This is a genomic window from Ancylobacter moscoviensis (genome assembly GCF_007559435.1).
In the GTDB taxonomy this organism is placed as follows: domain Bacteria; phylum Pseudomonadota; class Alphaproteobacteria; order Rhizobiales; family Xanthobacteraceae; genus Ancylobacter; species Ancylobacter moscoviensis.
The window spans coordinates 991,604-1,016,677 of the sequence record NZ_VMBP01000001.1 but is presented as its reverse complement, the minus strand read 5'-3'; the positions used below and the strand labels follow the sequence as shown (position 1 = coordinate 1,016,677).

Annotated in this window: 21 protein-coding genes; 11 read left to right on the top strand and 10 right to left on the bottom strand. The window is 71.1% G+C overall.

Annotation, left to right across the window (positions count from 1 at the left end):
• Positions 1 to 78: 78 nt before the first annotated feature.
• Positions 79 to 2,022: a hypothetical protein gene (locus tag FO470_RS04715; protein ID WP_246659469.1), complete on the bottom strand. Its 1,944-nt coding sequence runs from the start codon at positions 2,020 to 2,022 to the stop codon at positions 79 to 81.
• A gap of 263 nt (positions 2,023 to 2,285) precedes the next feature.
• Between FO470_RS04715 and aptA the strand changes: the two genes are divergently transcribed.
• The 3 genes from aptA to FO470_RS04700 all read left to right on the top strand — a co-directional run bounded on the left by aptA (position 2,286) and on the right by FO470_RS04700 (position 6,850).
• Positions 2,286 to 3,635 carry an omega-aminotransferase AptA gene (gene aptA / locus FO470_RS04710; RefSeq protein ID WP_144341721.1) on the top strand — a complete coding sequence of 450 codons (1,350 nt, stop codon included), beginning with the start codon at positions 2,286 to 2,288 and terminating at the stop codon, positions 3,633 to 3,635.
• 310 nt (positions 3,636 to 3,945) lie between these two features.
• Positions 3,946 to 6,441 carry an ATP-dependent helicase HrpB gene (hrpB, locus tag FO470_RS04705; protein WP_144341720.1) on the top strand — a complete coding sequence of 832 codons (2,496 nt, stop codon included), beginning with the start codon at positions 3,946 to 3,948 and terminating at the stop codon, positions 6,439 to 6,441.
• 190 nt (positions 6,442 to 6,631) lie between these two features.
• A complete protein-coding gene (locus tag FO470_RS04700; RefSeq protein WP_144341719.1) occupies positions 6,632 to 6,850 on the top strand; it encodes a hypothetical protein in 219 nt (72 codons plus the stop codon).
• On the opposite strand, the gene FO470_RS04695 is transcribed toward FO470_RS04700, so the two are convergent.
• The gene (locus FO470_RS04695) at positions 6,851 to 8,170 is read right to left on the bottom strand and encodes a hemolysin family protein (protein WP_144341718.1); all 1,320 of its coding nucleotides are present in this window, start codon (positions 8,168 to 8,170) and stop codon (positions 6,851 to 6,853) included.
• Between the two features lie 158 nt (positions 8,171 to 8,328).
• Between FO470_RS04695 and aroC the strand changes: the two genes are divergently transcribed.
• The 3 genes from aroC (at position 8,329) to FO470_RS04680 (ending at position 11,910) form a co-directional block, all read left to right on the top strand.
• Complete coding sequence (gene aroC, locus FO470_RS04690; protein ID WP_144341717.1) at positions 8,329 to 9,441, top strand: chorismate synthase; 1,113 nt, start codon at positions 8,329 to 8,331, stop codon at positions 9,439 to 9,441.
• Positions 9,442 to 9,522: 81 nt separating this feature from the next.
• Positions 9,523 to 10,827, top strand: a complete 1,305-nt coding sequence (gene ribB / locus FO470_RS04685; RefSeq protein ID WP_144341716.1) for a 3,4-dihydroxy-2-butanone-4-phosphate synthase — start codon at positions 9,523 to 9,525, stop codon at positions 10,825 to 10,827.
• 279 nt (positions 10,828 to 11,106) lie between these two features.
• On the top strand, positions 11,107 to 11,910 hold the full coding sequence (locus tag FO470_RS04680) for a DUF1194 domain-containing protein (protein WP_144341715.1): 804 nt from the start codon (positions 11,107 to 11,109) through the stop codon (positions 11,908 to 11,910).
• A gap of 3 nt (positions 11,911 to 11,913) precedes the next feature.
• On the opposite strand, the gene FO470_RS04675 is transcribed toward FO470_RS04680, so the two are convergent.
• On the bottom strand, positions 11,914 to 13,164 hold the full coding sequence (locus FO470_RS04675; RefSeq protein ID WP_144341714.1) for a class I SAM-dependent RNA methyltransferase: 1,251 nt from the start codon (positions 13,162 to 13,164) through the stop codon (positions 11,914 to 11,916).
• Positions 13,165 to 13,377: 213 nt separating this feature from the next.
• Between FO470_RS04675 and FO470_RS04670 the strand changes: the two genes are divergently transcribed.
• Complete coding sequence (locus tag FO470_RS04670) at positions 13,378 to 13,914, top strand: DUF1097 domain-containing protein (RefSeq protein ID WP_144341713.1); 537 nt, start codon at positions 13,378 to 13,380, stop codon at positions 13,912 to 13,914.
• A gap of 38 nt (positions 13,915 to 13,952) precedes the next feature.
• Here FO470_RS04670 and FO470_RS04665 read toward each other — a convergent pair whose 3' ends face one another.
• A complete protein-coding gene (locus tag FO470_RS04665) occupies positions 13,953 to 14,738 on the bottom strand; it encodes a TlyA family RNA methyltransferase (protein WP_144341712.1) in 786 nt (261 codons plus the stop codon).
• Between the two features lie 16 nt (positions 14,739 to 14,754).
• The gene (dxs, locus tag FO470_RS04660) at positions 14,755 to 16,677 is read right to left on the bottom strand and encodes a 1-deoxy-D-xylulose-5-phosphate synthase (RefSeq protein WP_144341711.1); all 1,923 of its coding nucleotides are present in this window, start codon (positions 16,675 to 16,677) and stop codon (positions 14,755 to 14,757) included.
• A 247-nt stretch (positions 16,678 to 16,924) separates the two neighbouring features.
• Here dxs and FO470_RS04655 point away from each other — a divergent pair, with 247 nt between their 5' ends.
• Together FO470_RS04655 and FO470_RS04650 are read left to right on the top strand one after the other, a co-directional pair.
• Positions 16,925 to 18,226, top strand: coding sequence for an RBBP9/YdeN family alpha/beta hydrolase (locus FO470_RS04655; RefSeq protein ID WP_144341710.1), 1,302 nt, complete (start codon positions 16,925 to 16,927; stop codon positions 18,224 to 18,226).
• The gene (locus FO470_RS04650) at positions 18,223 to 18,810 is read left to right on the top strand and encodes a protein-S-isoprenylcysteine O-methyltransferase (RefSeq protein ID WP_144341709.1); all 588 of its coding nucleotides are present in this window, start codon (positions 18,223 to 18,225) and stop codon (positions 18,808 to 18,810) included. The genes FO470_RS04655 and FO470_RS04650 overlap by 4 nt, the downstream gene beginning before the upstream one ends.
• A 12-nt stretch (positions 18,811 to 18,822) precedes the next feature.
• Here the strand turns inward: FO470_RS04650 and FO470_RS04645 are convergent, their stop codons facing one another.
• The 3 genes from FO470_RS04645 to FO470_RS04635 all read right to left on the bottom strand — a co-directional run bounded on the left by FO470_RS04645 (position 18,823) and on the right by FO470_RS04635 (position 20,558).
• Positions 18,823 to 19,245, bottom strand: a complete 423-nt coding sequence (locus FO470_RS04645; RefSeq protein WP_144341708.1) for a DUF1284 domain-containing protein — start codon at positions 19,243 to 19,245, stop codon at positions 18,823 to 18,825.
• 52 nt (positions 19,246 to 19,297) lie between these two features.
• Complete coding sequence (locus tag FO470_RS04640; RefSeq protein ID WP_144341707.1) at positions 19,298 to 19,543, bottom strand: exodeoxyribonuclease VII small subunit; 246 nt, start codon at positions 19,541 to 19,543, stop codon at positions 19,298 to 19,300.
• Between the two features lie 85 nt (positions 19,544 to 19,628).
• The gene (locus tag FO470_RS04635; RefSeq protein WP_144341706.1) at positions 19,629 to 20,558 is read right to left on the bottom strand and encodes a histone deacetylase family protein; all 930 of its coding nucleotides are present in this window, start codon (positions 20,556 to 20,558) and stop codon (positions 19,629 to 19,631) included.
• A gap of 210 nt (positions 20,559 to 20,768) precedes the next feature.
• Here FO470_RS04635 and FO470_RS04630 point away from each other — a divergent pair, with 210 nt between their 5' ends.
• Both FO470_RS04630 and FO470_RS04625 read left to right on the top strand, forming a co-directional pair.
• Positions 20,769 to 21,761, top strand: a complete 993-nt coding sequence (locus tag FO470_RS04630) for an L-threonylcarbamoyladenylate synthase (RefSeq protein WP_418655041.1) — start codon at positions 20,769 to 20,771, stop codon at positions 21,759 to 21,761.
• Positions 21,762 to 21,959: 198 nt separating this feature from the next.
• Positions 21,960 to 23,300 (top strand): cell wall hydrolase, encoded by a 1,341-nt coding sequence (locus FO470_RS04625; protein WP_144341705.1) that lies wholly within the window; start codon positions 21,960 to 21,962, stop codon positions 23,298 to 23,300.
• A gap of 592 nt (positions 23,301 to 23,892) precedes the next feature.
• Here the strand turns inward: FO470_RS04625 and FO470_RS04620 are convergent.
• Positions 23,893 to 24,375 carry a F0F1 ATP synthase subunit B family protein gene (locus FO470_RS04620; RefSeq protein WP_144341704.1) on the bottom strand — a complete coding sequence of 161 codons (483 nt, stop codon included), beginning with the start codon at positions 24,373 to 24,375 and terminating at the stop codon, positions 23,893 to 23,895.
• Positions 24,376 to 24,385: 10 nt separating this feature from the next.
• A complete protein-coding gene (locus tag FO470_RS04615) occupies positions 24,386 to 25,003 on the bottom strand; it encodes a F0F1 ATP synthase subunit B (RefSeq protein ID WP_144341703.1) in 618 nt (205 codons plus the stop codon).
• Positions 25,004 to 25,074 lie beyond the last annotated feature (71 nt).

Sequence of the window (25,074 nt, the reverse complement as noted above, 5' to 3'; positions counted from 1 at the left end):
GCGCTATAGCCGGTTCGCGGGTGGGACGCCACGCGACCTTTGTGCGGTGCCCCCGCGCGAGGAGCCGGCGGCGCCGGATCAGTTGGCCGCGGCGGCCGAATTGCGCAGCGGCAGGCCCACGGCGGCCAGATCGGCGCGCACCTTCCGGGCGATGGCGGGATCGGGGAAGAAATGGCGGATCATCACGTCCGGCTCGCTCACCCAGGCCGGCGCGAGGGCGACGAGCTTGCGCACATCCGCGCGCGCCGCCTCGTCCTCGCCGACGAGATGGCTCGCCAGCGCGCGGGCCAGCAGGCCCGGCGCGTAGCCCTCGCCCATGAGCTGGTCGGCGGCGGCCGCCGCCGCCGGACCGTCGCCCTTCAGATAGGCGGCGACGACGCGGTGATAGTCCACCCAGGGCGGCATGCCCGGCGCCGCCTGCGCGGCCTTGGCCAGCATCGCCTCGCCGCGCGCGATCTCGCCCAGCGCCACCAGCCGGCCGCCGAAATCGGCCAGCACGTCGACGTCATAGGGGTTGAGCTCCAGCGCCGCCTCGCCGGCCGCGATGGTGGCGGCGCGCTCGCCGCGGAAGAAATGCACGTCCATCAGCACCCGCCGCGCATAGGCGCTGGTCGGCGCGAGCTCCACCGCCTGCTCGGCGGCGGTGAGCGCGCGGGCGAGCGCCGGCGGACCGGGCTGCGGATTCGCGCCGGCCCGCACCTCGTCGAGATAGAGCTCGGCGAGCAGCGCATAGCCGAGCGCGAAGGTGCTGTCCGCCGCCACCGCCTTTTCGAGGCAGGCGCGCGCCGCGTCGTGCTCGGCCGGCACGTAGGAGCGCCAGTAGGAATAGGCGGTCAGCACGCAGCCATAGGGCCCGGCGGCTTCCGGCCCGCCGGCGGCGGTGACGCGGGCGCGGGCGCGGCTCTGGATGATGCCGTAAGGCTCGGCGATGGCGGCCATGATGTCGCGCACCAGCGCGACCTCGGAGGCGCTGGCATCCCCGCCGCGCCGCAGGCTGTCGAACTCGCGCGACCAGACGATGGTGCCGTCGCACAGGTCGGACAGGCGCAGCAGCACCGAGATGCTGCCGTCGTCATGGTTCTCCACCAGCCCGCCCAGCGCGAAGACGGAATGGGGCGAGGTGCCCTCGGCGCTGCATCTGAGCGCCGGACGGGCATCGGGGCTCGCCAGCACGTCGAGCAGGTCGAAGCGGGCCAGCGCGTCGCGCACCCGCACCTCGATGGCCTGGGCGGTGAAATCGCCGCTGCTCACGGCGCCGGCGCTGCTCGCCAGCTCGCTCGGCGGCAGCGGGATGCCGCCGGTCGAATCGAAATCGCGGACCTCGATCATCGGAATGCCCAGGCGGTTCGCCCGCTGGATCGGCTGCCAGGCGGCGCCCGACAGCAGGGCGCGCCATCCCACCGGATCGCCGCCCTCGATCGCCAGCCCGGCCAGAACGACCAGCACCGCAAGCACGGCGAGGCCGAGCACCGCCGCGCGCCATCCCGCCCCGTGCCGCGCGACGGCAACGGGCGGGGGCCGGCGGGCGGGAGAAGCCGGCCCGCCGGCGGGAATCGCGGCAGGCGGCTCGTCCGCAATGGCGGCATCCGCCTCCGGCCCCTGCTCGGCACCCGGCACCGAGGCGGCGGCGCCCCGCCGCAGGAATTGCGGCACATAGCTGCCGCGCGGCACCACGATCTCGATCTCGTCGCCCGCGCCGGCCCCCGCGTAATAGCGCTCCAGCGCCCGGCGCAGCCGCGTCGCCTCGACCCGGACGATGGGATCGGCCTGCGGATCGAAGGACGCGTCGCGCCCCAGCGCCTCGACGGCGATGGTGTAGCCCTTGATGGCCTCGCTCCGGCCGTCGAGCGTGGCCTCCACGACGAAGCGCAGGATGTTGGAGAGCTGCGGCGAGGAGCGCAGCTCCTCCGATTCGAGCACATGCGCGAGCGCCTGCCGTACCGCCTCGGCGGCGACGCCGGCCGGCCCGGCCTCCGCCTCCAGGCCGGCGTCGGCCGTCTCAGCTATCGTGCTCTCGGGCACCGCGCAGTCCTACTCTCAAGGCCGATCCGCGAGCGGACCGGCGGCGACACCCCTAGGGTGGGAACGCTTGACGCAAGGTGACTCTACCATGCCTTGCGGCGAGTTGATGGCCGCGATGGGGTACCGGGGTCAAGCCGAAGGCTGGCGCGGCAGAAAGGAAGCTGATCACATCATCATTATTTCTCGTGAGCGCGCGCTGCCCACCCATTATACATGACTAAAAAAGCGCGGTTTCCTTCCCGCCCTTCCAGCCGGAGCTGTCCATGTCTGTCGCTTACGATGTCGACTCCACTGCCGGAGCCAACCCGAACGACCTCGAGGCCTTCTTCATGCCCTTCACGCCCAACCGGGCGTTCAAGGCGCGACCGCGCCTGGTGTCGCGTTCGAAGGACATGCACTACTACACGCCGGAAGGCCGGCCGATCCTCGACGCCACCGCCGGCCTGTGGTGCGCCAATGCCGGCCACAACCGCGACCCGATCGTCGAGGCCATTCAGAAGCAGGCGGCGGAGATGGATTTCGCCCCGCCCTTCCAGTACGGCCACCCCAAGGCCTTCGCCGTCTCCGCCCGCATCGCCGCGCTGGCGCCGGGCGACCTCGACCACGTGTTCCTGTGCAATTCCGGCTCGGAAGCGGGCGACACCGCGCTGAAGATCGCGCTCGCCTACCACGCCACCCGCGGCAACGCGACGCGCACCCGCCTCATCGGCCGCGAGCGCGGCTATCACGGCGTCGGCTTCGGCGGCATCTCGGTCGGCGGCATGTCGCCCAACCGCAAGCTGTTCGGCTCGCTGCTGCCGGGCATCGACCACCTGCCGCACACCTATAACCGCGAGAAGCAGGCCTTCTCGAAGGGCGAGCCGGAATGGGGCGCCGAGCGCGCCGAGGCGCTGGAGGGTCTCGTCACCCTGCACGACGCCTCCACCCTCGCCGCCGTCATCGTCGAGCCGATGTCCGGCTCCACCGGCGCCATTCCCGCGCCGAAGGGCTATCTCAAGCGGCTGCGCGAGATCTGCGACAAGTACGGCATCCTCTTGATCTTCGACGAGGTGATCACCGGCTTCGGGCGCCTCGGCTATGCCTTCGCCGCCGAGCGCTACGGCGTGGTGCCTGATATGATCACCTTCGCCAAGGGCGTGACCTCCGGCGCGGTGCCGATGGGCGGCGTGCTGGTGCGCAAGCACATCTACGACACCTTCGTGAAGAGCGACGATCCGGTCATCGACCTGTTCCATGGCTACACCTATTCGGCGCATCCTCTCGCCTGCGCCGCCTCGCTCGCCACGCTCGACCTCTACCGCGAGGAAGGGCTGTTCGAGCGCGTGCGGGAGATCGAGCCGATCTGGGCGGACGCCTTCCACACGCTGCGCGCCAAGAAGGGCGTGCTCGACATCCGCACCGTCGGCCTCGTCGGCGCGGTGGACTTCGAGTCGCGCGAGGACGGCGTCGGCCGGCGCGCCTATGAGGGCATGGAGCGCGCCTTCCACGAGGAAGGCATCATGGTGCGCACCGCCGGCGACACCTTCGCCGTCAGCCCGCCGCTGATCATCAACGAGAGCCAGATCGGCGAGGTGGTCGACAAGCTCGGCCGGGTGCTCGACAAGATCTTCTGAGCGGGGACACCCTCCGCCAGATCATCCCGCAACATACCATCATGGCCGGGCTCGACCCGGCCATCCACGGCTTCGGCGCGGAAGACAGGCGTGGATCCCCGGCTCGAGGCCGGGGATGACGTCGCACGGGAATTCGATCGTCTTCCCGGAATCGCCGTCGGCAATATCCGCGAGCGTTCTCCCGCTACGATGCAGGTCATCCCGGGGTGCCGCCGGCGGCCTTTGGCCGGGCCTCTCAGGTTGACGTCGTCTATGCGGCGCCCTCGGGGTTGTTCCCGCCATCGGCAACCGGCTGTATAGCCATCGCCCGATGCCCGCGCCCTTCGCCACGCCCTTTGCGGCGCCCTTGCCTATCGACGACGCCCTGCCGGCGCTCACCGCCGCGCTGCGCGCCGGCACGCGCGCCGTGCTGGTCGCCCCGCCCGGAGCGGGAAAGACGACCCGCGTGCCGCTGGCGCTGCTCGACGCGCCATGGGTCGGGGGCCGGCGCATCCTCGTGCTGGAGCCGCGCCGCATCGCCGCGCGCGCCGCCGCCGAGCGCATGGCGGCGACGCTGGGCGAGAGCGCCGGCGGCACGGTCGGCTACCGCGCCCGCTTCGGCTCGAAGGTCGGGCGCAACACGCGGATCGAGGTGATCACCGAGGGCATCTTCACCCGCATGATGCTCGACGACCCCGAGCTTTCCGGCGTCGCCGCGGTGCTGTTCGACGAGTTTCACGAGCGCAGCCTCGACGCCGATCTCGGCCTTGCGCTGGCGCTCGACGCGCAGGGCGCGCTGCGCGAGGACCTGCGGCTTCTCGTCATGTCCGCCACCCTCGACGGCGCCCGCGTGGCCAGGCTGCTGGGCGAGGCGCCGGTGATCGAGAGCCTCGGGCGCGCCTTTCCGGTCGAGACCCGCTATGCCGGCCGCGATCCGCGCAGCCCGATCGAGCGGCAGATGGCCGAGGCGATCCGGCGGGCGCTGGCGGCGGAGAAGGGTTCCATCCTCGCCTTCCTGCCCGGCGCCGCCGAGATCCGCCGCACCGAGCGGGCGCTGCGCGAGGCGATCACCGATCCCGTCGTCGACATCGACCCGCTCTATGGCGCGCTGGACCCGCGCGAGCAGGACCGCGCCATCTCCCCCGCTCCGGCCGGACGGCGCAAGGTGGTGCTCGCCACCTCCATCGCCGAGACCAGCCTGACCATCGAGGGCGTGCGTCTCGTCGTCGACAGCGGCCTCGCCCGCGTGCCGCGCTTCGAGCCCGGCGTCGGGCTGACGCGGCTGGAGACGGTGCGGGTATCGCGCGCGGCGGCCGACCAGCGGCGCGGCCGCGCCGGGCGCAAGGAGCCGGGAATCTGCATCCGTCTGTGGAACGAGCCGGAGACGGCGAGCCTGCCCGCCTTCGCCGTGCCCGAGATGCTCGCCGCCGACCTGACGCGGCTCGTGCTCGACCTCGCCATGTGGGGCGTGCGCGACCCCTCTTCGCTCGCCTTCCTCGACCCGCCGCCCGAGCCGGCGGTGAAGGAGGCGAAAGCGCTGCTCGCCGCCCTCGGCGCGCTGGACGCGGACGGGCAGGTGACGGCGCCGGGCCGCGCCATGGCCCGCCTGCCGCTGGAGCCGCGCCTCGCCCGCATGGTGATCGAGGGCGCCAGGCGTGGGGCGGGAGAGCAAGCCGCGCTGATCGCCGCCATCGTCTCCGAGCGCGGGCTCGGCGGCGACGCGCCCGACCTCGCCCACCGGCTGGCGGACCTCGCCCGCGACCGCTCCCGCCGCGCCGAGGAGGCCCAAAGGCTGGCGGAGCGCTGGGCGCGCGAGGCCGAGCGGCTGGCGGCGGACGACCGGACGACCGCCGGACCGCCGCCCTCCCCCGCCGTACTGCTGGCGCTGGCCTTCCCCGACCGCATCGCGCGCGGGCGCGGCGACGGGCGCCGCTTCGTGCTGGCGAACGGGCGCGGGGCGGCGCTCGATCCCACCTCGGCGCTCGCCCGCGCGCGTTTCCTCGCCGTCGCCGAGCTTACCGGCACGGCGGACGAGGCGCGCATCCTGCTCGCCGCCGAACTGACCGAGGCCGAGATCGAGGCGGAGTTCGGCGAGGCGATCACCGAAGGGGTGGAGACCGGCTTCGACGCCGCCTCCGGCGCCCTGCGCGCACGCCATGTGCGCCGGCTCGGCAGCCTCGTCCTCGCCGAACGCACCGCCGCGCTGAAGCCGGGGCCGGAGACGGCCCGCGCGCTCGCCCGCGCCGCCGCCGCGCGCGGGCTGGAGCGGCTCGCCTGGTCCGATGCGCAGCGGCAATGGCTCGACCGCGCCCGCTTCCTGCACGCCAGCGCGCCGGACATCTGGCCGGACCTGGCATGGGCCACGCTCGCGGAAACGGTCGAAGAGTGGCTGGCACCGCAGCTCGACGGGCTGACCGCGCTCGGCCAGATCAATGCCGACGTGCTCGGCCGCGCGCTCGGCGGCCTTCTGCCGTGGGAGCTGACACGGCGCATGGAACAGGAGGCGCCGAGCCATTTCGAGGTGCCGACCGGCTCGCGCCTGCCCATCGACTACGCCGCCGAGGGCGGGCCGACCCTGAGCGTGCGGGTGCAGGAGCTGTTCGGCCTCACCACCCACCCCGCCATCGCCGGCGGGCGCGTGCCGCTGGTGCTCGCGCTGCTCTCGCCGGCGCACCGGCCGATCCAGCTCACCCGCGACCTGCCGTCCTTCTGGAGCGGTTCGTGGCGGGACGTGCGCGCCGACATGCGCGGGCGCTACCCCAAGCATCCCTGGCCGGAAGACCCCGCCAGCGCCGCGCCGACGCGCCGGGCCAAGCCGCGCGGCTGAACGGATCCGAGCGCCGCCGGCCGCAAAGTATTAACCATCTTGCGGCGGCAAACATTAACCACAGGCCAAGAGTTCCCGCGCCTCGCCTCTGCTTTAACGTGCAGGCAAGGTCTGCGGCGCAAGGTGTCCGCATAATAAAATCTGTCATCAGACAGATGTCCTGCGGATGATACCAAGCAGAGATATGGCCATGAGAGAGATGGTGGAACGGGAACTGGTCGGCCGGGAGCTGGCGTCGCGGCGCCGCGCTGCCGTTGCCCGCCGCTCGCACGGCACCGGCCTCGAATACGGCCTCATCGCCGCCGCCCTCGCGGTCGCCATCGTCACGGTCGTGGTCGGCGTCGGCACGCGCTATGGCAGCGTGCCGGCCGCCAACCCGATCACCGCCACCGAGGCGGCGCTGCGCTGATCAGCCCATGAGGGGCGCGCGGCGCCTCGGGACCACGGCGCGCGAGACCAGCAGCTTGTCCACGCGCCTTCCATCCATGTCGACCACTTCGAAGCGCCAGCCCAGGGCCTCGAAGACGGCGCCCTCCTCCGGCAGCGCCTTCAGCTCGTGCAGCACGAAGCCCGCCGCGGTGTGGAAGCCGGCATCGTGCGGGATGCGGATGCCGAGCGCGTCCGCCAGCTCGTCGATCGGCGTCGAGCCGGCGACCAGATAGCTGCCGTCGGTACGCTCCACCATGTCGGGCTTGGCGTGTCCCGCCTCGTCGAGCACCACCGAGCCGGCGATGGCGTCGAGCAGGTCGGCCGGGGTGAGGATGCCGACCATCGAGCCATATTCGTCGACCACCAGTGCCAGCGGCGACTCCGCGTGGCGCAGCACCTTCATCGCGTCGAGCGCGCCGGCGGTCTCCACCAGCACCGCCGCCGGCTTCACGAAGCGGCGGGGGTCCGGCGTCTCGCCGTCGAGATAGGCTTCCAGCAGGTCGCGGATGTCGATGACGCCGACGCTCTCCTCCGGCGTGCCCTCGCAGGCCGGCATGCGGGTGTGGCCGGTCTCGCGGATGGTCCGGCGCACCTCGTCGGGATCGTCGGTGAGGTCGATCCAGTCGACATCGGTGCGCGGCGTCATCACCGCGCGCACCGGACGGTCGGCGAGGCGCATGACGCCGGCGATCATCCGGCGCTCGTCCGGGTCGATCACGCCGGCGGTCTCCGCCTCGGCGACGATGGCGCGGATCTCCTCGTCGGTGACGTTGTTCTCGTCGCCCTTGCCGTGCTCGCCGAGCAGGCGCAGCACGACGCGCGAGGAGATGTCGAGCAGCCACACGGCCGGCGCGGCGATGCGCGAGAGCAGCATCATGCCCGGCGCGACGAGGCTCGCCAGCCTCTCCGGGCTCTGCAGCGCCAGGCGCTTGGGGATCAGCTCGCCAATGATCAGCGAGACATAGGTGATCGCCGCCACCACGATGGAATAGCCGAGGCCGCCCGCGAGGCCCGGCGCCACGCCGCGCCCCTGCAGCCACTGGCCCAGCATCTCGCCGAGCGTGGCGCCGGAGAAGGCGCCGGCGAGGATGCCGATCAGCGTGATGCCGATCTGCACGGTGGACAGGAAGCGGCCGGGATCGGCGGCGAGCCCCAGCGCGATTCGGGCGCCGCGCGAGCCGTTGTCGGCCATGGCGCGCAGACGGGCGGGACGGGCGGAAACGACGGAGAGCTCGGCCATGGCGAGAACGCCGTTGATCAGCACGAGCAGGATAACGACAGCGATTTCAAACAGGGGCATGGGTGACGGGGGAATATCCTCTTGTCCGGTATTATGTAGCACGGATGCCGCCATTCTCCACATTGCCCCTCGCGCGCCGTGACCGGGCCCCGGTTTGACGCCCGTCGCGCAGGCGCCTAGAAGCGCCGGAAACCCGTCCCTTCCGCCGGCGAGCTGCGATGTCCTTCAATACTTTCGGCCATCTTTTCCGGGTGACGACCTTCGGCGAGAGCCACGGCCCGGCCATCGGCGGCGTGATCGACGGCTGCCCGCCCGGCCTGCGCTTCCGGCTGGAAGACGTGCAGGCGGCGCTCGACCGGCGGCGTCCCGGCCAGTCGCGCTTCACCACCCAGCGGCGCGAGCCGGACGAGGTGAAGATCCTCTCCGGCACGCTGGCGGAGGAGGACGGCACGCTCGTCTCCACCGGCACGCCGATCGCCCTGCTGATCGAGAATGTCGACCAGCGCTCCAAGGACTATTCGGCGATCTCCGAAAGCTACCGCCCCGGCCATGCGGACTATGCCTATGACGTGAAGTACGGCCTGCGCGATCATCGCGGCGGCGGGCGCTCCTCGGCGCGCGAGACCGCGGTGCGCGTCGCCGCCGGCGCCATCGCCGCCCGGGTGCTGCCCGGCGTCATCATCACCGGCGCGCTGGTGCAGATGGGCGAGATCGGCATCGACCGGGCGAACTGGGACGACGCCGAGATCGGCCGCAACCCGTTCTTCTGCCCGGACGCGAAGGCGGCCGCGCGCATGGCCGACTATCTCGACGGCATCCGCAAGGCGGGCTCCTCGGTCGGCGCGGTCGTCGAGGTGGTGGCCGAGGGCGTGCCGCCGGGCCTCGGCGCGCCGATCTACGGCAAGCTCGACGCCGACCTCGCGAGCGCGCTGATGAGCATCAACGCGGTGAAGGGCGTGGAGATCGGCGAAGGCTTCGCCAGCGCCACGCTGACCGGCGAGGACAACGCCGACGAGATGCGCATGGGCAATGACGGCCGCCCCGTCTTCCTCGCCAACCATGCCGGCGGCATCCTCGGGGGCATCTCCACCGGCCAGCCGGTGGTGGCGCGCTTCGCGGTGAAGCCGACCTCCTCCATCCTCACGCCCCGCCGCACGGTGACGCGCCACGGCGAGGACGCGGAGATCGTCACCAAGGGCCGGCACGACCCGTGCGTGGGCATCCGCGCCGTGCCGGTGGGCGAGGCCATGGTCGCCTGCGTGCTGGCGGACCATTTCCTGCGCCATCGCGGGCAGGTCGGCACCCCGCCGGCATGGCCGTTCCCGCGCTGAGCCCCCGTCGCATTTTCAGTATTGCTGAAATGCGCGACGAATTTCATTGCCACTGAATAAACCTCGTCCTATCGTCCCGTCATGAAACTCGCGGACTGGCTCGCCACGACCGGCACGACGCGCAGCGCCTTCGCGCGCGCCGCCGGCCTGTCGCCCGCCAGCATCACCGCGCTGTGCAAGGACGAAACGGCCTGGGTCTCCCGGGAAGCGGGCGCGCGCATCGCGGCCGCCACCGGCGGCGCGGTGACGCCGAACGACTTTCTCGGGCTCGATAGCGTGGAGGTGGCATTCATGAGCGACAATCTGCAGGCCCGCGTCGAAGAGGCCATCGAAGCCTTCGCCCGCGGCGAGATGCTGGTCGTCACCGACGACGACGACCGCGAGAACGAGGGCGACCTCATCCTCGCCGCCAGCCACGCGACGCCCGAGAAGCTCGCCTTCATCGTGCGCCACACCTCCGGCATCGTCTGCACCCCGCTCAGTGCCGAGCACGCCAAGCGGCTGCGGCTCAACCCGATGGTGACGGACAACGACGCCCCGCATTCGACCGCCTTCACCATCTCGGTGGACTATCGCCACGGCACCACCACCGGCATCTCGGCCGAGGACCGCACCGCCACCGTGCGGGCGCTCGCCAATCCCAATGCCGGCGCCGCCGATTTCGTCCGCCCCGGCCACATCTTCCCGCTGATCGCCAAGGAAGGCGGCGTGCTCATGCGCTCGGGCCACACCGAGGCGGCCGTCGACCTCTGCAAGCTCGCCAACATGGAGCCGGTCGGCGTCATCTGCGAGCTTGTCAACGACGACGGCACGGTGATGCGCGGCCCGCGGGTCGCCGAGTTCGCGAGCACCCACAAGCTCACCCGCATCTCGGTGGCCGACCTCATCGCCTACCGCCAGCTGCGCGAGAAGCTGGTCAGCCGCACCGCCGAATTCGCCGCCCCCACCGTGGTCGGCGAGATGCACGGCATCTCCTATGTCACGCCCTTCGAGCCGGTGAACCACATCGCGCTGGTGCACGGGAAGATCGGCGACGGGCGCGACGTGCTGGTGCGCCTGCACCGCGCCGACCCGATCGCCGACGTGTTCACCGGCGGCAAGGCGATCCGCGCCTCGCTGGAGCGCATCAAGGCGGAAGGGCGCGGCGTGCTGGTCTATCTGCGCGACGGCACCACGGGCGTTCCGGCCTCCACCGTCGGCGACGAGGAGAAGATCGAGAGCGCCAAGCTGCGCGACCAGAACTGGCGCGAGGTCGGCCTCGGCGCGCAGATCCTGCGCGACCTCGGCATCTCCTCGATCCGCCTGCTCGCCTCCCGCGCGCGCACCTATGTCGGCGTCGCCGGCTTCGGCATCGAGATCACCGGCACCGAGACGCTGGACGTCTGATCCGGCACCTTGCCGGCCCCCTTGCCGGCATCTTCCCAGCCCCTTCCCTTGAGGAAATCCGCTCACGCGAATGGCATTGCGTGGGCGCACCTGCCCGCAATTTCGACTTCAGGCCCCCCGCCGGCCGTGTCACCATGAATGTGACGCGTCTCTGACACGTCGAGAGCATGCTTCGCCAAGCATGCTTCGGATCTTTGAACCGAGAGCACCTCCTTATCGATCAGGTGATTTTCACCTGATCGATAAGGACTCGAGGTCCCGTCACCGACGGAGGTCGCGATGTCGTGTGTGCGTGTGTGGCTGGCGCTGGCCGCGTTGCTGTTGGCGGTGCCGGCGGGTGGACGTGCCTGGGCCGACGATCAGGTCGACGTCGAGCTGGTGCTGGCGGTCGACGTTTCCTACTCGATGGACCTCGACGAGCTCGCGCTCCAGCGCGAGGGCTACATGAAGGCCGTCACCTCCCCCGAGTTCCTCAACGCGCTGAAGCTCGGCCCCAATGGCCGCGTCGCCATCGCCTATGTCGAATGGGCGGGCGTCGAGGAGCAGAAGCTGGTGGTCGACTGGACCTTCATCAGCGGCCCGAAGGACGCGGAAGCCTTCGCCCGGGCGATCGGCGGCGCGCCGCTGCGCCGCGTCTATCGCACCTCGATCTCCGGGGCGATGGAGTTCAGCGCTGGGCTGATCGAGCACAACGCGATCAGGGGCCTGCGCCGCGTCATCGACATTTCCGGCGACGGCACCAACAACCAGGGTCCGCTGGTCGACGCCACCCGCGACGACGTGGTCGGGCGCGGCATCACCATCAACGGCCTGCCCTTGATGCTGAAGGAAGCGGCGGGCTCGATGCTCGATATCGACCAGCTCGACATCTATTACGAGGACTGCGTGATCGGCGGCCCCGGCGCCTTCGTCATCCCGGTGCGCGGCCCACATGAATTCGCCGACGCCATCAAGACCAAGCTGGTGCTGGAGATCGCCGGCGTGGTGCCGCCCAAACCGCAGCTCGTCCACCGCGCCGCCGACGCCGCCCGCGTCTCCTGCGCGGTCGGCGAGCGCATGTGGATGGAGCGCTGGGGGAACTGAACCCTAGCGCCGGAACACACCGACCAGCTCCACATGGGCGGAATAGAGGAACTGGTCGACCGGCGTCACATGCTCCAGCCGGTAGCCGCCCTCGGTCAGGATCGCGGCGTCGCGGGCGAAGGTGACGGGATCGCAGGAGACGCCGACCACCAGCGGCACGGCGCTGGCGGCGAGCTGGCGCGCCTGCGCCTCCGCGCCCTGCCGCGGCGGATCGAACACCGCCGCGTCGAGGCCCTTCATCTCCTGCGCCAGCAGCGGGCGGCGGAACAGGTCGCGCACCTCCGCCGTCACCGGCTTCAGCCCGGCCACGCCGCGCGTCGCCTTGAGGAGCGCTTCGACCGCGGGAGCGGAGGATTCGTAAGCCGCGACCCGCGCCCGCTCGGCGAGGCGCAGCCCGAAGGTGCCGACGCCCGAGAACAGGTCGGCGATCCGGCCGGCGCCGGACAGCGCCTCCGTCACCAGCGCCGCCAGGGCCGCCTCACCCGCCGCCGTCGCCTGCAGGAAGGAGCCCGGCGGCAGCACGACGCGGGCGCGGCCCATGGTGACGAGCGGCGGCTCGCGCTGCAGCACCAGTTCGCCGTGCCGGGTGAGTCGGGCGAGACGGTGCTGGCCGGCGACCTCGGCCAGCGCGGCGATGCGGTCCGGCTTCAGGGGACCGCTGCCGCGCACGTCCATGTCGAGGCCGGTCTCGGTCGCCGTCACCTGAATGTCGAGCGGCTTGGCGAGCGGCGCCAGCACCTGCGCCACCGCCCAGGACGCCTTGAGCGCGCCGTCGAGGCCGGGCGCGAGGATCGGGCAGGCGTCGATGGCGACGATGGCGTGGCTGCGGCGCCCCGCATAGCCCACGGCGAGCAGGTCGCGCCCCTTCGGCGCATTGCCGCCGGTGCCGCGCGCATGGAACACCGCGCGCCGCCGCCCCTCGCCATGGGCGGGCACGAGCGGAGCGACCGGCGGCGCGAGCCCGACGCGCGCAAGCGCGTCCACGACCAGCTCGCGCTTCCAGACCTGATAGGGCGCGGCGGCCCAGTGCTGAAGCGCGCAGCCGCCGCAGACGCCGAAATGCCGGCAGACCGGCTCGATCCGCTCCGGGCTCGGCGTCACCACCTCCACGAGCCGCCCACGGTCGTTCTGGCGCTCGGCCTCCACCACTTCGCCGGCCAGCGTCAGCGGCACATAGACCGGCCCCTGCGGCGTCTCGGCAATGCCGTCGCCGCGATGGCCGAGATGGTCGATGGTGAGCAGCGTCGCGCTCATCGGCGGCACGCTCCTGCCATGCGCCATGCAATATTATGTATTGTCGAAATATTTCTTCCGTTCAATTCATCTACCTTCTGAAGGAAACCTGATTCCCACATCGAATTGCTGTATCGTTCCCGCGGCTGATTCCGATTCTTAAAATAGTCAGCCTCATTTACTTAGCAAGCGCACATAATAATAAGTTGCGCAGCACACGCAAAGGGGAAATGGATGTCGCTTATCTCGGCACTTGCAATCAGTGTCGGCGTCCTGGGGGGCGTCGCCACCTGGCTCTTCCTCGGCCCTCTGGCCGGGGGCCTGCAGATCTGGGCCGCGTTCATCGCCTGGGCCTGCTTCTTCCACTGCGGCGGCAAGGAAGCCGGACTGAAGGCCACCGTCATGGCCAACATCGCCGGCGCCGTCATGGCATGGCTGACGCTGCTCGCGGTCAGTCGCGGCGGCCTCGGCGAAAGCCTCGGCCTGCCGCTCTGGGCCGGCATCTGCGTCGGCGTCGGCGTGCTGGTGATGATCCTGCTCGCCAACATACCGGCCTTCGCCGCCATTCCGGCGCTGGTCTACGGCTTCGCCGCCACGGCCGGCTACGCGCTGCTGGCCACCGACGGGCTGGCCAGCCTCACCGCCGCGAGCGTCGGCAATCCGCTGGTGACCATCATCCTGTCGATGATCGTCGGCGGCGCCTTCGGCTACGTCTCGGAGAAGGTCGCCGGCGCGCTAGTCGCCAGCGGCCACACGCGCCACGCCGCCTGAGCGGCGCGGGAGCGACGGCGAATACGACGCGGGCGGCCCTACTCCGCCCGCGTCGCCACGATCAGGCTCTCCTCATTGCCGTCGCCGCCGAGAATGGGCGAGACGAGCCGGTGCGTCACCCGCCAGCCCCGTGCTGCGAGCAGCCCCGCGACGCGCCCGGCCGCCTCTTCCCGCGCGGCGGCGTCCTTCACGATGCCCCCCTTTGAGAGCCGGTCGCGGCCGACCTCGAACTGCGGCTTCACCAGCGCCACCAGATGCGCGCCCGGCGCCGCATGGGCGAGCGCGGCCGGCAGCACCTGATCCAGCGAGATGAAGGACACGTCGATGGTGACGATGCCGGCCGGCGGCACCTCGCCGGGCGCAACGTCGCGGATGTCCGTCGCCTCGCGCGAGACGACGCGCGGATCGGCGCGCAGCCGCGCATGGAGCTGGTCGCGCCCGACATCGACCGCATGCACCCGCGCAGCGCCGCGCGCCAGCAGCACCTGCGTGAAGCCGCCGGTGGACGACCCCACGTCGAGCGCCTCCAGCCCGGCCACGGAAAGACCCGCCGCGTCGAGCGCGGCTTCCAGCTTGAGGCCGGCGCGGGAGACCCATTCATAGGCTTCGCGCGCCTCGATCACCGCCTCGGTGGAAATCGTCTCGGAGGGCTTGGCGACCCGTCGCCCGTCCGCCGTCACCAGACCGGCGGCGATGGCGGCCTGCGCCCGCGCGCGGCTGTCGAACAGCCCGCGCTCGACCAGCACGCGGTCGGCACGCTCGCGGGCGGGGCGCTCGCGGGCGCCGGACGGCCCCGCCGCGGATTTCGAACGGTCGGCCTTCATCGCCGCGTCCGGCGGCTCAGCCGCGGCGCAGGGCGAGAGCGGCGTCTTCCTCGCGCCCCAGCGCGCCGAACACCCCGCGTACGATGCCCTCGACGTCGAGGCCCGCCTCGCTCAGCTGGGCGGACGGCGCGTCCTGCTCGATGAAGCGGTCGGGCAGCGCCAGCACGCGCACCTTCAGCCCCCGGTCGAGCGCGCCGGCCTCGGCGAGCAGCGTCAGCACATGGCTGCCGAAGCCGCCGACCGCGCCTTCCTCGACCACCACCAGCACCTCGTGCTCGCGCGCCAGCCGCAGCACCAGCTCGCGGTCGATCGGTTTGGCGAAGCGCGCATCGGCGACCGTGGTCGACAGGCCGAAGCCGGCCAGCTGCTCGGCGGCGACAAGGCAGGGGGCGAGCCGGGTGCCGAGCGACAGCAGCGCGATCTTCGAACCCTCGCGCACGATGCGCCCGCGCCCGATCTCCAGCGGCACGCCGCGCTCGGGCCGTTCGACGCCGACGCCCTCGCCGCGCGGATAGCGGAAGGCGATGGGGCCCTCGTCATAGGCGGCGGCGGTCGCCACCATGTGCACCAGCTCGGCCTCGTCGGCGGCGGCCATCACCACCATGCCCGGCAATGTGGCGAGCATCGGCACGTCGAAGGCGCCGACATGGGTGGCGCCGTCCGCGCCCACCAGTCCCGCGCGGTCGATGGCGAAGCGCACCGGCAGGCGCTGGATCGCCACGTCATGGACGATCTGGTCGTAGGCGCGCTGCAGGAAGGTCGAGTAGATCGCGCAGAACGGCTTGAAGCCTTCCGTTGCGAGGCCCGCCGCGAAGGTCACGGCGTGCTGCTCGGCGATGCCGACGTCAAAGGTGCGCGCGGGGAAGACCTGACCGAACAGGTCGAGCCCGGTGCCCGCCGGCATGGCGGCGTTGATGGCGACGATGCGCTCGTCCCGCCGCGCCTCGTCGATCAGGCTCTCGGCGAAGACGCTGGTGTAGCTCGGCGCGTTGGAGGCGGCCTTCTTCTGCGTGCCGGTGGCGACGTCGAAGCGCTGCACGCCGTGATATTTGTCGGCCGAGGCTTCCGCCGGCGGATAGCCCTTGCCCTTCTGGGTGACGACATGCACCAGCACCGGGCCGGTCGGCGCGTCGCGCACATTGCGCAGCACGGGCAGCAGGTGGTCGAGATTGTGCCCGTCGATCGGCCCGACATAGTAGAAGCCGAGCTCCTCGAACAGCGTGCCGCCGGTCCAGAAGCCGCGCGCGAACTCCTCCGCCTGCGCCGCCTTCTTGCCGAGGAAGCGCGGCAAGGCGCGGGTGAGCTGCTTGGCGCTCTCGCGCAGCGTGCGGTAGGTCGGGCCGGAGATCAGCCGGGCGAGATAGGCCGACATGGCGCCCACCGGCGGGGCGATCGACATGTCGTTGTCGTTGAGGATGACGATGAGGCGGGAATCCATCGCCCCGGCATTGTTCATCGCCTCATAGGCCATGCCGGCGGACATGGCGCCGTCGCCGATGACGCAGACCACGTTGCGCTGGGTGCCGGCGAGGTCGCGCGCCACCGCCATGCCGAGCCCGGCCGAGATGGAGGTGGAGGAGTGGCCGGCGCCGAAGGGGTCGTACGCGCTCTCGGCGCGGTTGGTGAAGCCGGACAGCCCGCCGCCCTGGCGCAGCGTGCGGATGCGCTCGCGCCGGCCGGTGAGAATCTTGTGCGGGTAGCACTGGTGCCCGACGTCCCAGATCAGCCGGTCGTTCGGCGTATCGAAGACATGGTGCAGGGCCACGGTCAGCTCGACCACGCCGAGCCCGGCGCCGAGATGGCCGCCGGTGACGGACACCGCGTCGATCATCTCCTCGCGCAATTCCGCGGCGAGCTGGGGAAGCTGGTCCTCGGGCAACCGACGCAGATCGGCAGGCTCGCGGATCGTGTCGAGTAGCGGCGTCGAGGGGCGGGTCAAGAACGGCTCCGAAAACTCATTCGCCGGAAGCGACGATCATGCGCAACGCGATCAGGTGCACCCTGCTCCTGTGCAACGATCGTGCCCGGGGCGAAGTTCAACGGCATACACAAAGGTCGCAGGCGGTGCAACGAAAGCCCGTTCCCCGCGCGCCAATGTGATGCCCGGCGCAACAGAATGTGGAGACCCGCGCCCCCGCCTGCACGAGGATTGGCCTCCCGGCGCGGCTTCCATTAGAAACGCCAGCATGAATCTGGCGCCGACCATCGTGACCGAGGAAAGCCAAGAGGAAAACCGCACGGCCGCCGGGCCGGCCTGGCGGCGGCTGGTGATGTTCTTTCCCGGTCACGACCCGACCGACATGAACTACCACCACGCCCGCTTCGCCTATCAGGCCAAGCTGTTCGGCGATCTCTGGTCCGTCGGCACGAAGGTGACGGGCCGCCTCGACGACGACCGCCAGCCCTATGCCCGCTGGGAGGTCGACAGCCTCGGCGCCAACTGGGCGACCCACACCGACTATCGCCTGCTGCGCTGGGAGGACATCGTGGTCGAGCTCGACGAGCGGCCCGACCCGGTGCGGCTGTGGCAGGGTTTCGGCGGGCTGTGGGATTTCCTGCGCGGCGGCGCGGCGCGCGGCTATTTCCGCGCCAGCCCGCGCTACGGCCTGTTCTTCTTCTTTCCCTATGTCATCGTCGGGCTGTTCGCGGTCGCGGGGGGGCTCGCCGGCTGGGGGGCCGGCTGGGCGGCGGGGCATATCCTGCCGTCGGTCCTCGCCTGGGCGCTCGGCCTCGCGGTCGGCGTCGGCGTCTTCTTCGGGCTGTTCCACCGGCCCGGGCGCGACTGGCGCCTCCATCAGGCGCTCGACGACTGGGACCTCGCGCGGGATTACCTGCACGACGACACGCCCGAGCTCGACGCGCGGCTCGACCGCTTCGCCGAGGTGCTGCTGGAAGAGGCCCGCTCCGGCGCGCATGACGAGATCCTGCTCGTCGGCCACAGCCTCGGCGCGACGCTGATCCTCGGCGTGCTCGACCGGGCGCTCGACCGCGATCCCGCTTTCGCCGCCGGACGCACGCGCATCGGCCTGCTGACCTGCGGCGCGACCATTCCCAAGCTCGCCTTGCACGCGCGGGGCGCCAAGGTGCGCCGGCAGGCCGAGCGCATCTCCGCGCTGCCCGAGCTGCGCTGGGCGGAGTACCAGGCGCGGCACGACAGCATCAATTTCTACAAGTTCCACCCGGTCACGCTCCAGCCCACCGCCTTCGAGGCGCCGGAGCCGCGCGAGCCGCAGCTACGCAACGCCAATCTCAAGGAGATGCTGTCGCCGGAGAAGCTGCACCGGCTGCGCTGGAAGGCGATGCGCCTGCACTACCAGTTCCTGCTCGCCAATGAGCGGCGGGCTCCCTACGACTACTTCATGTTCATCCTCGGCCCGCTGCCCTTCGCCGAGATCACCTCGCGGCCGGAAGGGCCCATGGTCCGCTTCGCGCCGGACGGCTCCCTCGTGCCCGAACCCCCGGTCGAGCAACCCACGGACGCTTCATGAACCTTCTCGTCGCCGCCAAGATCGTCTGGGCCGTGGGCACCGTCGGCTGGTACGTCATCCGCATCCCGTTCGAGCGCAAGGTGAAGCGCGAGCGCGTCGTCGACGTGCGCGACCGCGTGCGCGAGCTGGTGCTGCTCTCCTGCTCGACGCTCGGCCTCGGCATCGTGCCGCTGTTCTGGGCGACCTCGAAGCTGTTCGACTTCGCGAACTACCCCTATTCGGTGGTGCAGTTCGCCCTCGGCACCCTCACCTTCGCCGCCGCGCTCTGGCTGTTCCGCCGCACCCACAAGGACCTCGGCAAGAACTGGTCGGTGACGCTGGAGATCAAGGACAAGCACAAGCTGATCACCGAGGGCGTGTACCGCCATGTGCGCCACCCGATGTACTCGGCCTTCTTCCTGTGGGCGCTGGCGCAGCTCATCCTGATCCCCAACTGGATCGCCGGCCCGGCCGGCTTCGTCGGCTTCGGCATCCTCTATGCCTTCCGCGTCGGGCGGGAGGAGAAGATGATGCTCGACACCTTCGGCGAGGAATACCGCGCCTACAGCGCCCGCACCGCCCGCCTCATACCCGGCGTGTACTAAGGCGGGCCGACATCATCCGCACAGACGCACGCCGGTGAACCCGCCGGCCGCGATATCCGTGCACAGGCCCGACCACTGGCACCCCTGACAGGCCGTGCGGATCACCCCGGCGGCGAAGGCCGCGCGCAGCGCCGCCACGCGGACGGGATCGAGCGTGAAGCTCTCGCCCGACGCCAGCGGCCGGCCGAGCAGCGCCGCGACATCGGCCAATGCCTGCATGTCTCGCTCGCGGACACTGGCGTTGCGGCAGTGGTGGCCGGGCTCGCCCAGCATCGGGGCGCAGATGTCGTCCGGCCCCTCCACCAGCTCCGCCGCCTCGCCGGCATTCAGCCGCGCGACGATGCGCCGGTAATTGGCGGTGAAGGCGGGTGTGTAGCCCTTGCCTATGAAGGTCAGCAGGCAGAGCAGATGGTGGGCGCGCAGGCGTATCGTCATGCGCGAACCGTCATGAGCAGGGCGTCATGAGCGGGCGTGGCGGCGCAGGCGGCTATTCGCCGTCGAGCGGCTGGGTGCCGGCCGGGCGGCCGTCGGCGCCGAGGGTGATCTTCTCCACCCGCGCCTCGGCGTCCTTCAGCAGCGCGTCGCAGCGCGCCTTCAGCGCCTCGCCGCGGGCGTAGAGCGAGATCGACTCCTCCAGCGGGACATTGCCGCCCTCGAGCTTGGCGACGATGGCTTCAAGCTCGGCCAGCGCCTTCTCGAAGCTCAGCGCGTTCACGTCGGCCACATCGGTCATCGCGTTCTCCCATGAGTCGCGCCCCTTATACAGGCTGGAGCGCGCCGTCTCACCCCTCAGCCGCGCATCAGCGCCATGAGCGGCGTCAGCCGCGCATCAACGCCATGACATGGGCGGAGGCGGAGCGCGCCAGCCCTTCGAGGTCGTAGCCGCCTTCCAGCACCGAGACGATCCTGCCGCCGCAATGCTTGTCGGCGACGTCCATCAGCTTGCGCGTGACCCAGGTGAAATCGTCTTCCAGCAGGTTGATGTTGGCGAGCGGGTCGCGCGCATGCGCGTCGAAGCCGGCGGAGATGATCAGCAGTTCCGGCCCGAAGGCGTTGAGGCGCGGCAGGATGCGGCTCTCGAACGCCTCGCGGAAATGCTCGCCGGCATCGCCCGAGCGCAGCGGCGCGTTGACGACGTTGTCGGTGGTGCCGCGCTCGCCGACCGAGCCAGTGCCGGGAAAGAGCGGCATCTGGTGCGTCGAGGCGTAGAGCACGCTCGGGTCCGACCAGAAGATCTCCTGCGTGCCGTTGCCGTGATGCACGTCGAAATCGACGATGGCGACGCGCCCGATGCCGTGCACCTTCTGCGCGTGGCGGGCCGCGATGGCGACGTTGTTGAACAGGCAGAAGCCCATCGGCGTGCGGGTCTCGGCATGGTGCCCCGGCGGGCGCATGGAGACGAAGGCGTTGTCGACCTTGCCGGTCAGCACCTCGTCGACGCCGAGCACCGAGCCGCCGACGCCGCGCCAGATCGCCTCGCCGGTGCCGGGCGACAACACCGTGTCGCCGTCGATGCGTACCAGCCCCTCATTCGGCATCGCCTCTTCCAGCGCTGCGACGAAATCCTCGGGATGCACGCGCACGATATCCTCGCGCTCGCCGAGCGGCGCCTGCTCGCGGGCGAGGGTGGCGAAGGCCTCGCCCTCGAAGACGCGGTTGAGCACCCGCACCCGGTCCGGCCGCTCGGGATGGCCGGCGGGCGTGAGGTGTTCGAGGCAGGCGTCATGCGCGATCAGCAGCGTGGTCATGGCGTTCCCTAGGTCTTTCCGTCGTTCGTTTTTAATTAGTCGTTGGTGGACGATATGCCACCCCGCAGCCGGGGGCCAGCGCGGGGGCGCGCGGCACCGGCGTTTTCCCGAGCTGGCCACCCGCCCGCCCGCGCCGTTGACCCGCCGGGCCGGACATCCTATCCGAACGCGCCTGATCGGGAGAAGCAAGTGAGCCATCCGGCCGAGACCATGACGCGCACCACAAGGATGCTGGCGGCGGACCCCGCCGGCACCGCCGAGGCCGCGCGCGTGTTGGCCGACGGCGGGCTGGTGGCGCTGCCCACCGAGACCGTCTACGGCCTCGCCTGCGACGCCACCGACCCGCGCGCCGTCGCCAGCCTCTACGCCGCCAAGGGCCGGCCCAGCTTCAACCCGCTGATCGCCCATGTGCCGGATGTCGAGGCGGCGCGCCGCGTCGGCGTTCTCACCCCGGCGGCCGAGCTGCTGGCCGCCCGCTTCTGGCCGGGCCCGCTGACGCTGGTCGTGCCGGCCTTCGAGGGCGCGACCTGCGCGCTCGCCCGCGCCGGCCTCGCCAGCGTCGCCATCCGCGTGCCCGCCCATGAGGTGGCGCAGGCGGTGCTGCGGGCGGCCGGTCGCCCCATTGCCGCGCCGAGCGCCAACCGCTCCGGCCATGTCTCCCCCACCAGCGCCGCGCATGTGCGGACCGATCTCGACGGGCGCATCGACCTCATCCTCGATGCCGGGCCCTGCCCGGTCGGGGTGGAATCGACCATCCTCGACTGCACCGGCGACGTGCCGGTGATGCTGCGCCCCGGCGGCCTGCCGCGCGAGGCGATCGAGGCGGCGCTGGGCGCCCCGCTGGCGAGCCCCGCCATCCGCTCCCCGGAAGGGCCTGGCAGCGAGACCGCGCCGCTGGCGCCGGGCATGCTCGCCTCGCATTACGCTCCCGCCGCCCCCGTGCGGCTCGGCGCGCGGGAGGTGAAGCCCGGCGAGGCCCTGCTCACCTTCGCCGGCGCGCATCCGCCGGGCTTCGAGCAGGCCGTGGCCTATCGCGACCTCAGCCCGTCGGGCGATCTGGTCGAGGCCGCCGCCAATCTCTTCGCCCATCTGCGCGATCTCGACCGGGCGGGAGCCGCCGCCATCGCGGTGGTGCCGCTGCCGCGCCACGGGCTCGGCGAGGCCATCGCCGACCGCCTGCGTCGCGCAGCCGCACCCCGCTGACCACCTCCGGCCGGCCGCCCGGTCAAGTAAAAGGGCGTCGCGCTGCGTTTTTCCTCGCTCTGACGGTAGGTCATTAACGCTCGGGCAAGGTTAATACGCGACAACCATAGAGCTGGGGCGCGCGAGGTCTTGCCTGTCACCGACAGGTCACTCCGCAGCCAAACGTTTGTGTCGTTGTTGCGTAGGCGTCGGGTCGACATGCAGATCTCCACGCGTGTTCGAAGCTGGGGGACGAAAGGCGGGCTCCTGCTGCTCCTGCTGGCGGGCGGCAGCACCTCCATCGGCTTCCAGGACATTCTCGGCCGCATGGCGCGCCAGCCGGACGTCACCGAGCGCGCGCGCATCTCCATTCTCGGCGGACCGCTCCACACGCTGAAGGCCTCGACCTTCGCCTGGCCGTCGGCTTCCGCCCTGCTCTCCGGCTCGGCCATCCCCACCCCTCCGGCGGCCAGCCTCGCCATCGACATCAACCGCGACACCAAGGCCGACCGTCTCGCCCTCGACGCCGACGAGCGGCTGGAGGCCGATCCGCTGGCCGGCGCGGGCGATCCCACCCCCGCGAGCCTTGCCGGCAGCGGCACCGCCAGCCCGGCGACGGGCGCCACCGGAACGGCGACGACCGGCGCCGGCACCGGCGCGACGGACGTCTTTGCCGGTGCGGGTAGCGACCCCTATGAGGATGCCGACGACGAGGCGGGCGCCGACATCGCCGCCATCGAGGCACACGGCCTCTATTCCGTGCCGGCCGGCGATCCCACAGGCGATCCCACCCAGCTCGAGGACAACGGCCCGGCCATCGGGCTCGGCGCCGGCGAGACCGATATATCCGTACCGGGCGACGGCGCGCTGGCCGCGCTGGGCGAGGACGGCGAGCCGGCCGGACGCTCCTCTTACAAGCTCGACCCCGCTCTGCCGCTCTACCGCCAGAACGTCTTCATCTTCGGGCTCGATCAGGCGGCGCTGCCGCCGCAGCCCTTCCTGCACCGGGCACCCGGCGAGCGAGCGCCCCTTCCGGGCGAGAGCGGCACCACCACGGCGGCCAAGTCGGATGCCGAGCCGGGGGACGAGGACGCCCCCCGCCTCGCACGCGGACCCAGCCCGGCGGACCGGCTCGGCCTTTCCGGCAAGCGGCGCGACCGGGCGGAGAAATGCCTCGCCGAAGCCGTCTATTTCGAAAGCCGCGGCGAACCGAAGCGCGGGCAGGTCGCGGTGGCGCAGGTGGTGATGAACCGCGTCTTCTCCGGCTACTACCCCTCCGACATCTGCCGCGCCGTCTACCAGAACGCCAATCGCCGCTTCGCCTGCCAGTTCACCTTCGCCTGCGACAACATCCGCGACGTGGTGACCGAGCCCAGCCTGTGGAAGCAGGCGCAGGAAATCGCCGCCGATATGCTGGACGGGCTGGTGTGGGACGAGAAGGTGGGCCGCGCGACGCACTATCACGCGCGCTCAGTGCGGCCGAACTGGATCCGCGAGATGCGCAAGCTCGACCGCATCGGCGAGCACACCTTCTACCGCCCGCGCCGCTGGACGAGCTGAGGATTTCCTCGCCGCAGCGTCCCTCGAAGGAACGTCATGCCCGGACGTGGTTCCGGGCATCCACGTCTTCTTCCTCGCAGACCACCCCCAGCAAAGTCGTGGATGGCCGGGTCAAGCCCGGCCATGACGTTGTTCCCCGATCAAGCCGTCTTCCCTTCATACCGTCATCCCGGACGGCCGAGAATCGATCCGGGATCGCGGGCAGAATGGAGAGCGATCCCGGCTCTCCGCTACGCGGAGCCTGCCCCTGGGCTTGCCGGAGGCAAGACCCGAGGGGCCGGGATGACGCCAACTTCACCTTTCCCCGTTGGGCAGAGGTCGCCGCGTTGTGGCGGGTGAGGAGCGACGCGATCGGGGAGCCATAGAAGCCCCCTCACCCCAGCCCTCTCCGCGCGGAGAGAGGGAGCCCGGCATCGCTCAGGGAACGTCATGCCCGGACCTGTTCCGGACATCCGCGTCTTCTCTTCAGGACCGGCCCGGCGACGTCGCGGGTGGGCGGGCCGAGCCTGCCACCCGCGACTTCCCATACCCCGAAACGAGAATGCCCGGCGCGAGGCCGGGCATTCCGTAATTCGTGTCTGCCGGACGAGGCTCAGTTGAGCTTCGACTTCACCTCGGCGACCGCCGAACTCAGTACCCGGTCGGCGGTGTCGCCGATGACCTGGGCGGCGAGCAGCGCCTCGGAGGCCTTCACGGCCGCATCGGCGGCGGCGGCCTTCACATCCGCGAGCGCCTGCGCCTCGGCCTGGGCGATCTTCTGCTCGGCCATCTTGGTGCGGCGGGCGATCATGTCCTCCAGCTTGGCCTTGCTCTCGGAGGCGAGACGCTCGGCTTCCGCCTTGGCGGTGGTGATGATCGCCTCGGCCTCGGCCTCGGCCTCGCGCTGGCGGCGCTTGTACTCGGCGACGAGCTTCTGCGCCTCTTCCTTCAGCTTGCGGGCCTCTTCCAGCTCCTGCCGGATGCGCTCGCCGCGGGCGTCGAGCTTGGCGGTGATGCCGGAGAACGCGCCGTACTTGGCGAGAATCCCGATGAAGATGACGAAGGCGACGGCGACCCAGAAAGTATCGCTACCCATGGTGCGCTCCTCAGCCCTTGATGGCGGTGTCGACCGCCTCTTCGACCGACTTGGCGGCCGGCGCGGCGCCGATCAGCGTATCGACGATGGCGCTGGCCGTGTCGACCGCGATGCCGCGGACATTGGCCATGGCGGCGTTCTTGGTCGAGGCGATCTGCGCCTCGGCGGCCGCGAGCTTGGCGGCGAGTTCCGCCTCCAGCGACTTGCGGCCGGCGTCGCTCTCCGCGGCGAGCTTGTCGCGCGTCTCGGTGGCGATGCCATGTGCCTTGTTGCGGGCGCTGCCGAGCGCCTGCTCATAGGCCTGCGCGGCGGCCTCGCTCTCCGCCTTGAGCTTGGCGGCCTCCTCGAGATCGTCGGCCACGCGGTCGTGACGCTCCTCGAGGATGTTGGCGATGCGCGGCAGCGCGACGCGGCTCATCAGCAGGTAGAGAGCGCCGAAGGCGATCGCCAGCCAGATGAGCTGCGAGGGGAAAGTATGCGCGTCGAAGGGCGGGAAGCCCCCGCCATGAGCTTCCGCTGGCGGCACTGCGATCTCCACACCGCTTACGGCCGGCAGGGTGCCGGGCGCCGCCGGCGTTTCCGCCTGGGCGATGACGATGATACCGGCCGGACCCTGGGTCTCGGGCATGGTTCAGGCTTCCTCGATCGATGCGGACGTCGGTTCAACGCGACAACGGGCGCGCCGGGAAGGCGCGCCCG

Coding starts and splice junctions, on each gene's coding strand:
- aptA (WP_144341721.1), top strand. CDS start 2,286: ATGTCTGTCGCTTACGATGTCGACTCCACTGCCGGAGCCAACCCGAAC.
- hrpB (WP_144341720.1), top strand. CDS start 3,946: ATGCCCGCGCCCTTCGCCACGCCCTTTGCGGCGCCCTTGCCTATCGAC.
- FO470_RS04700 (WP_144341719.1), top strand. CDS start 6,632: ATGAGAGAGATGGTGGAACGGGAACTGGTCGGCCGGGAGCTGGCGTCG.
- FO470_RS04695 (WP_144341718.1), bottom strand. CDS start 8,170: ATGCCCCTGTTTGAAATCGCTGTCGTTATCCTGCTCGTGCTGATCAAC.
- aroC (WP_144341717.1), top strand. CDS start 8,329: ATGTCCTTCAATACTTTCGGCCATCTTTTCCGGGTGACGACCTTCGGC.
- ribB (WP_144341716.1), top strand. CDS start 9,523: ATGAAACTCGCGGACTGGCTCGCCACGACCGGCACGACGCGCAGCGCC.
- FO470_RS04680 (WP_144341715.1), top strand. CDS start 11,107: ATGTCGTGTGTGCGTGTGTGGCTGGCGCTGGCCGCGTTGCTGTTGGCG.
- FO470_RS04675 (WP_144341714.1), bottom strand. CDS start 13,164: ATGAGCGCGACGCTGCTCACCATCGACCATCTCGGCCATCGCGGCGAC.
- FO470_RS04670 (WP_144341713.1), top strand. CDS start 13,378: ATGTCGCTTATCTCGGCACTTGCAATCAGTGTCGGCGTCCTGGGGGGC.
- FO470_RS04665 (WP_144341712.1), bottom strand. CDS start 14,738: ATGAAGGCCGACCGTTCGAAATCCGCGGCGGGGCCGTCCGGCGCCCGC.
- FO470_RS04655 (WP_144341710.1), top strand. CDS start 16,925: ATGAATCTGGCGCCGACCATCGTGACCGAGGAAAGCCAAGAGGAAAAC.
- FO470_RS04650 (WP_144341709.1), top strand. CDS start 18,223: ATGAACCTTCTCGTCGCCGCCAAGATCGTCTGGGCCGTGGGCACCGTC.
- FO470_RS04645 (WP_144341708.1), bottom strand. CDS start 19,245: ATGACGATACGCCTGCGCGCCCACCATCTGCTCTGCCTGCTGACCTTC.
- FO470_RS04640 (WP_144341707.1), bottom strand. CDS start 19,543: ATGACCGATGTGGCCGACGTGAACGCGCTGAGCTTCGAGAAGGCGCTG.
- FO470_RS04635 (WP_144341706.1), bottom strand. CDS start 20,558: ATGACCACGCTGCTGATCGCGCATGACGCCTGCCTCGAACACCTCACG.
- FO470_RS04630 (WP_418655041.1), top strand. CDS start 20,769: ATGACGCGCACCACAAGGATGCTGGCGGCGGACCCCGCCGGCACCGCC.
- FO470_RS04625 (WP_144341705.1), top strand. CDS start 21,960: ATGCAGATCTCCACGCGTGTTCGAAGCTGGGGGACGAAAGGCGGGCTC.
- FO470_RS04620 (WP_144341704.1), bottom strand. CDS start 24,375: ATGGGTAGCGATACTTTCTGGGTCGCCGTCGCCTTCGTCATCTTCATC.
- FO470_RS04615 (WP_144341703.1), bottom strand. CDS start 25,003: ATGCCCGAGACCCAGGGTCCGGCCGGTATCATCGTCATCGCCCAGGCG.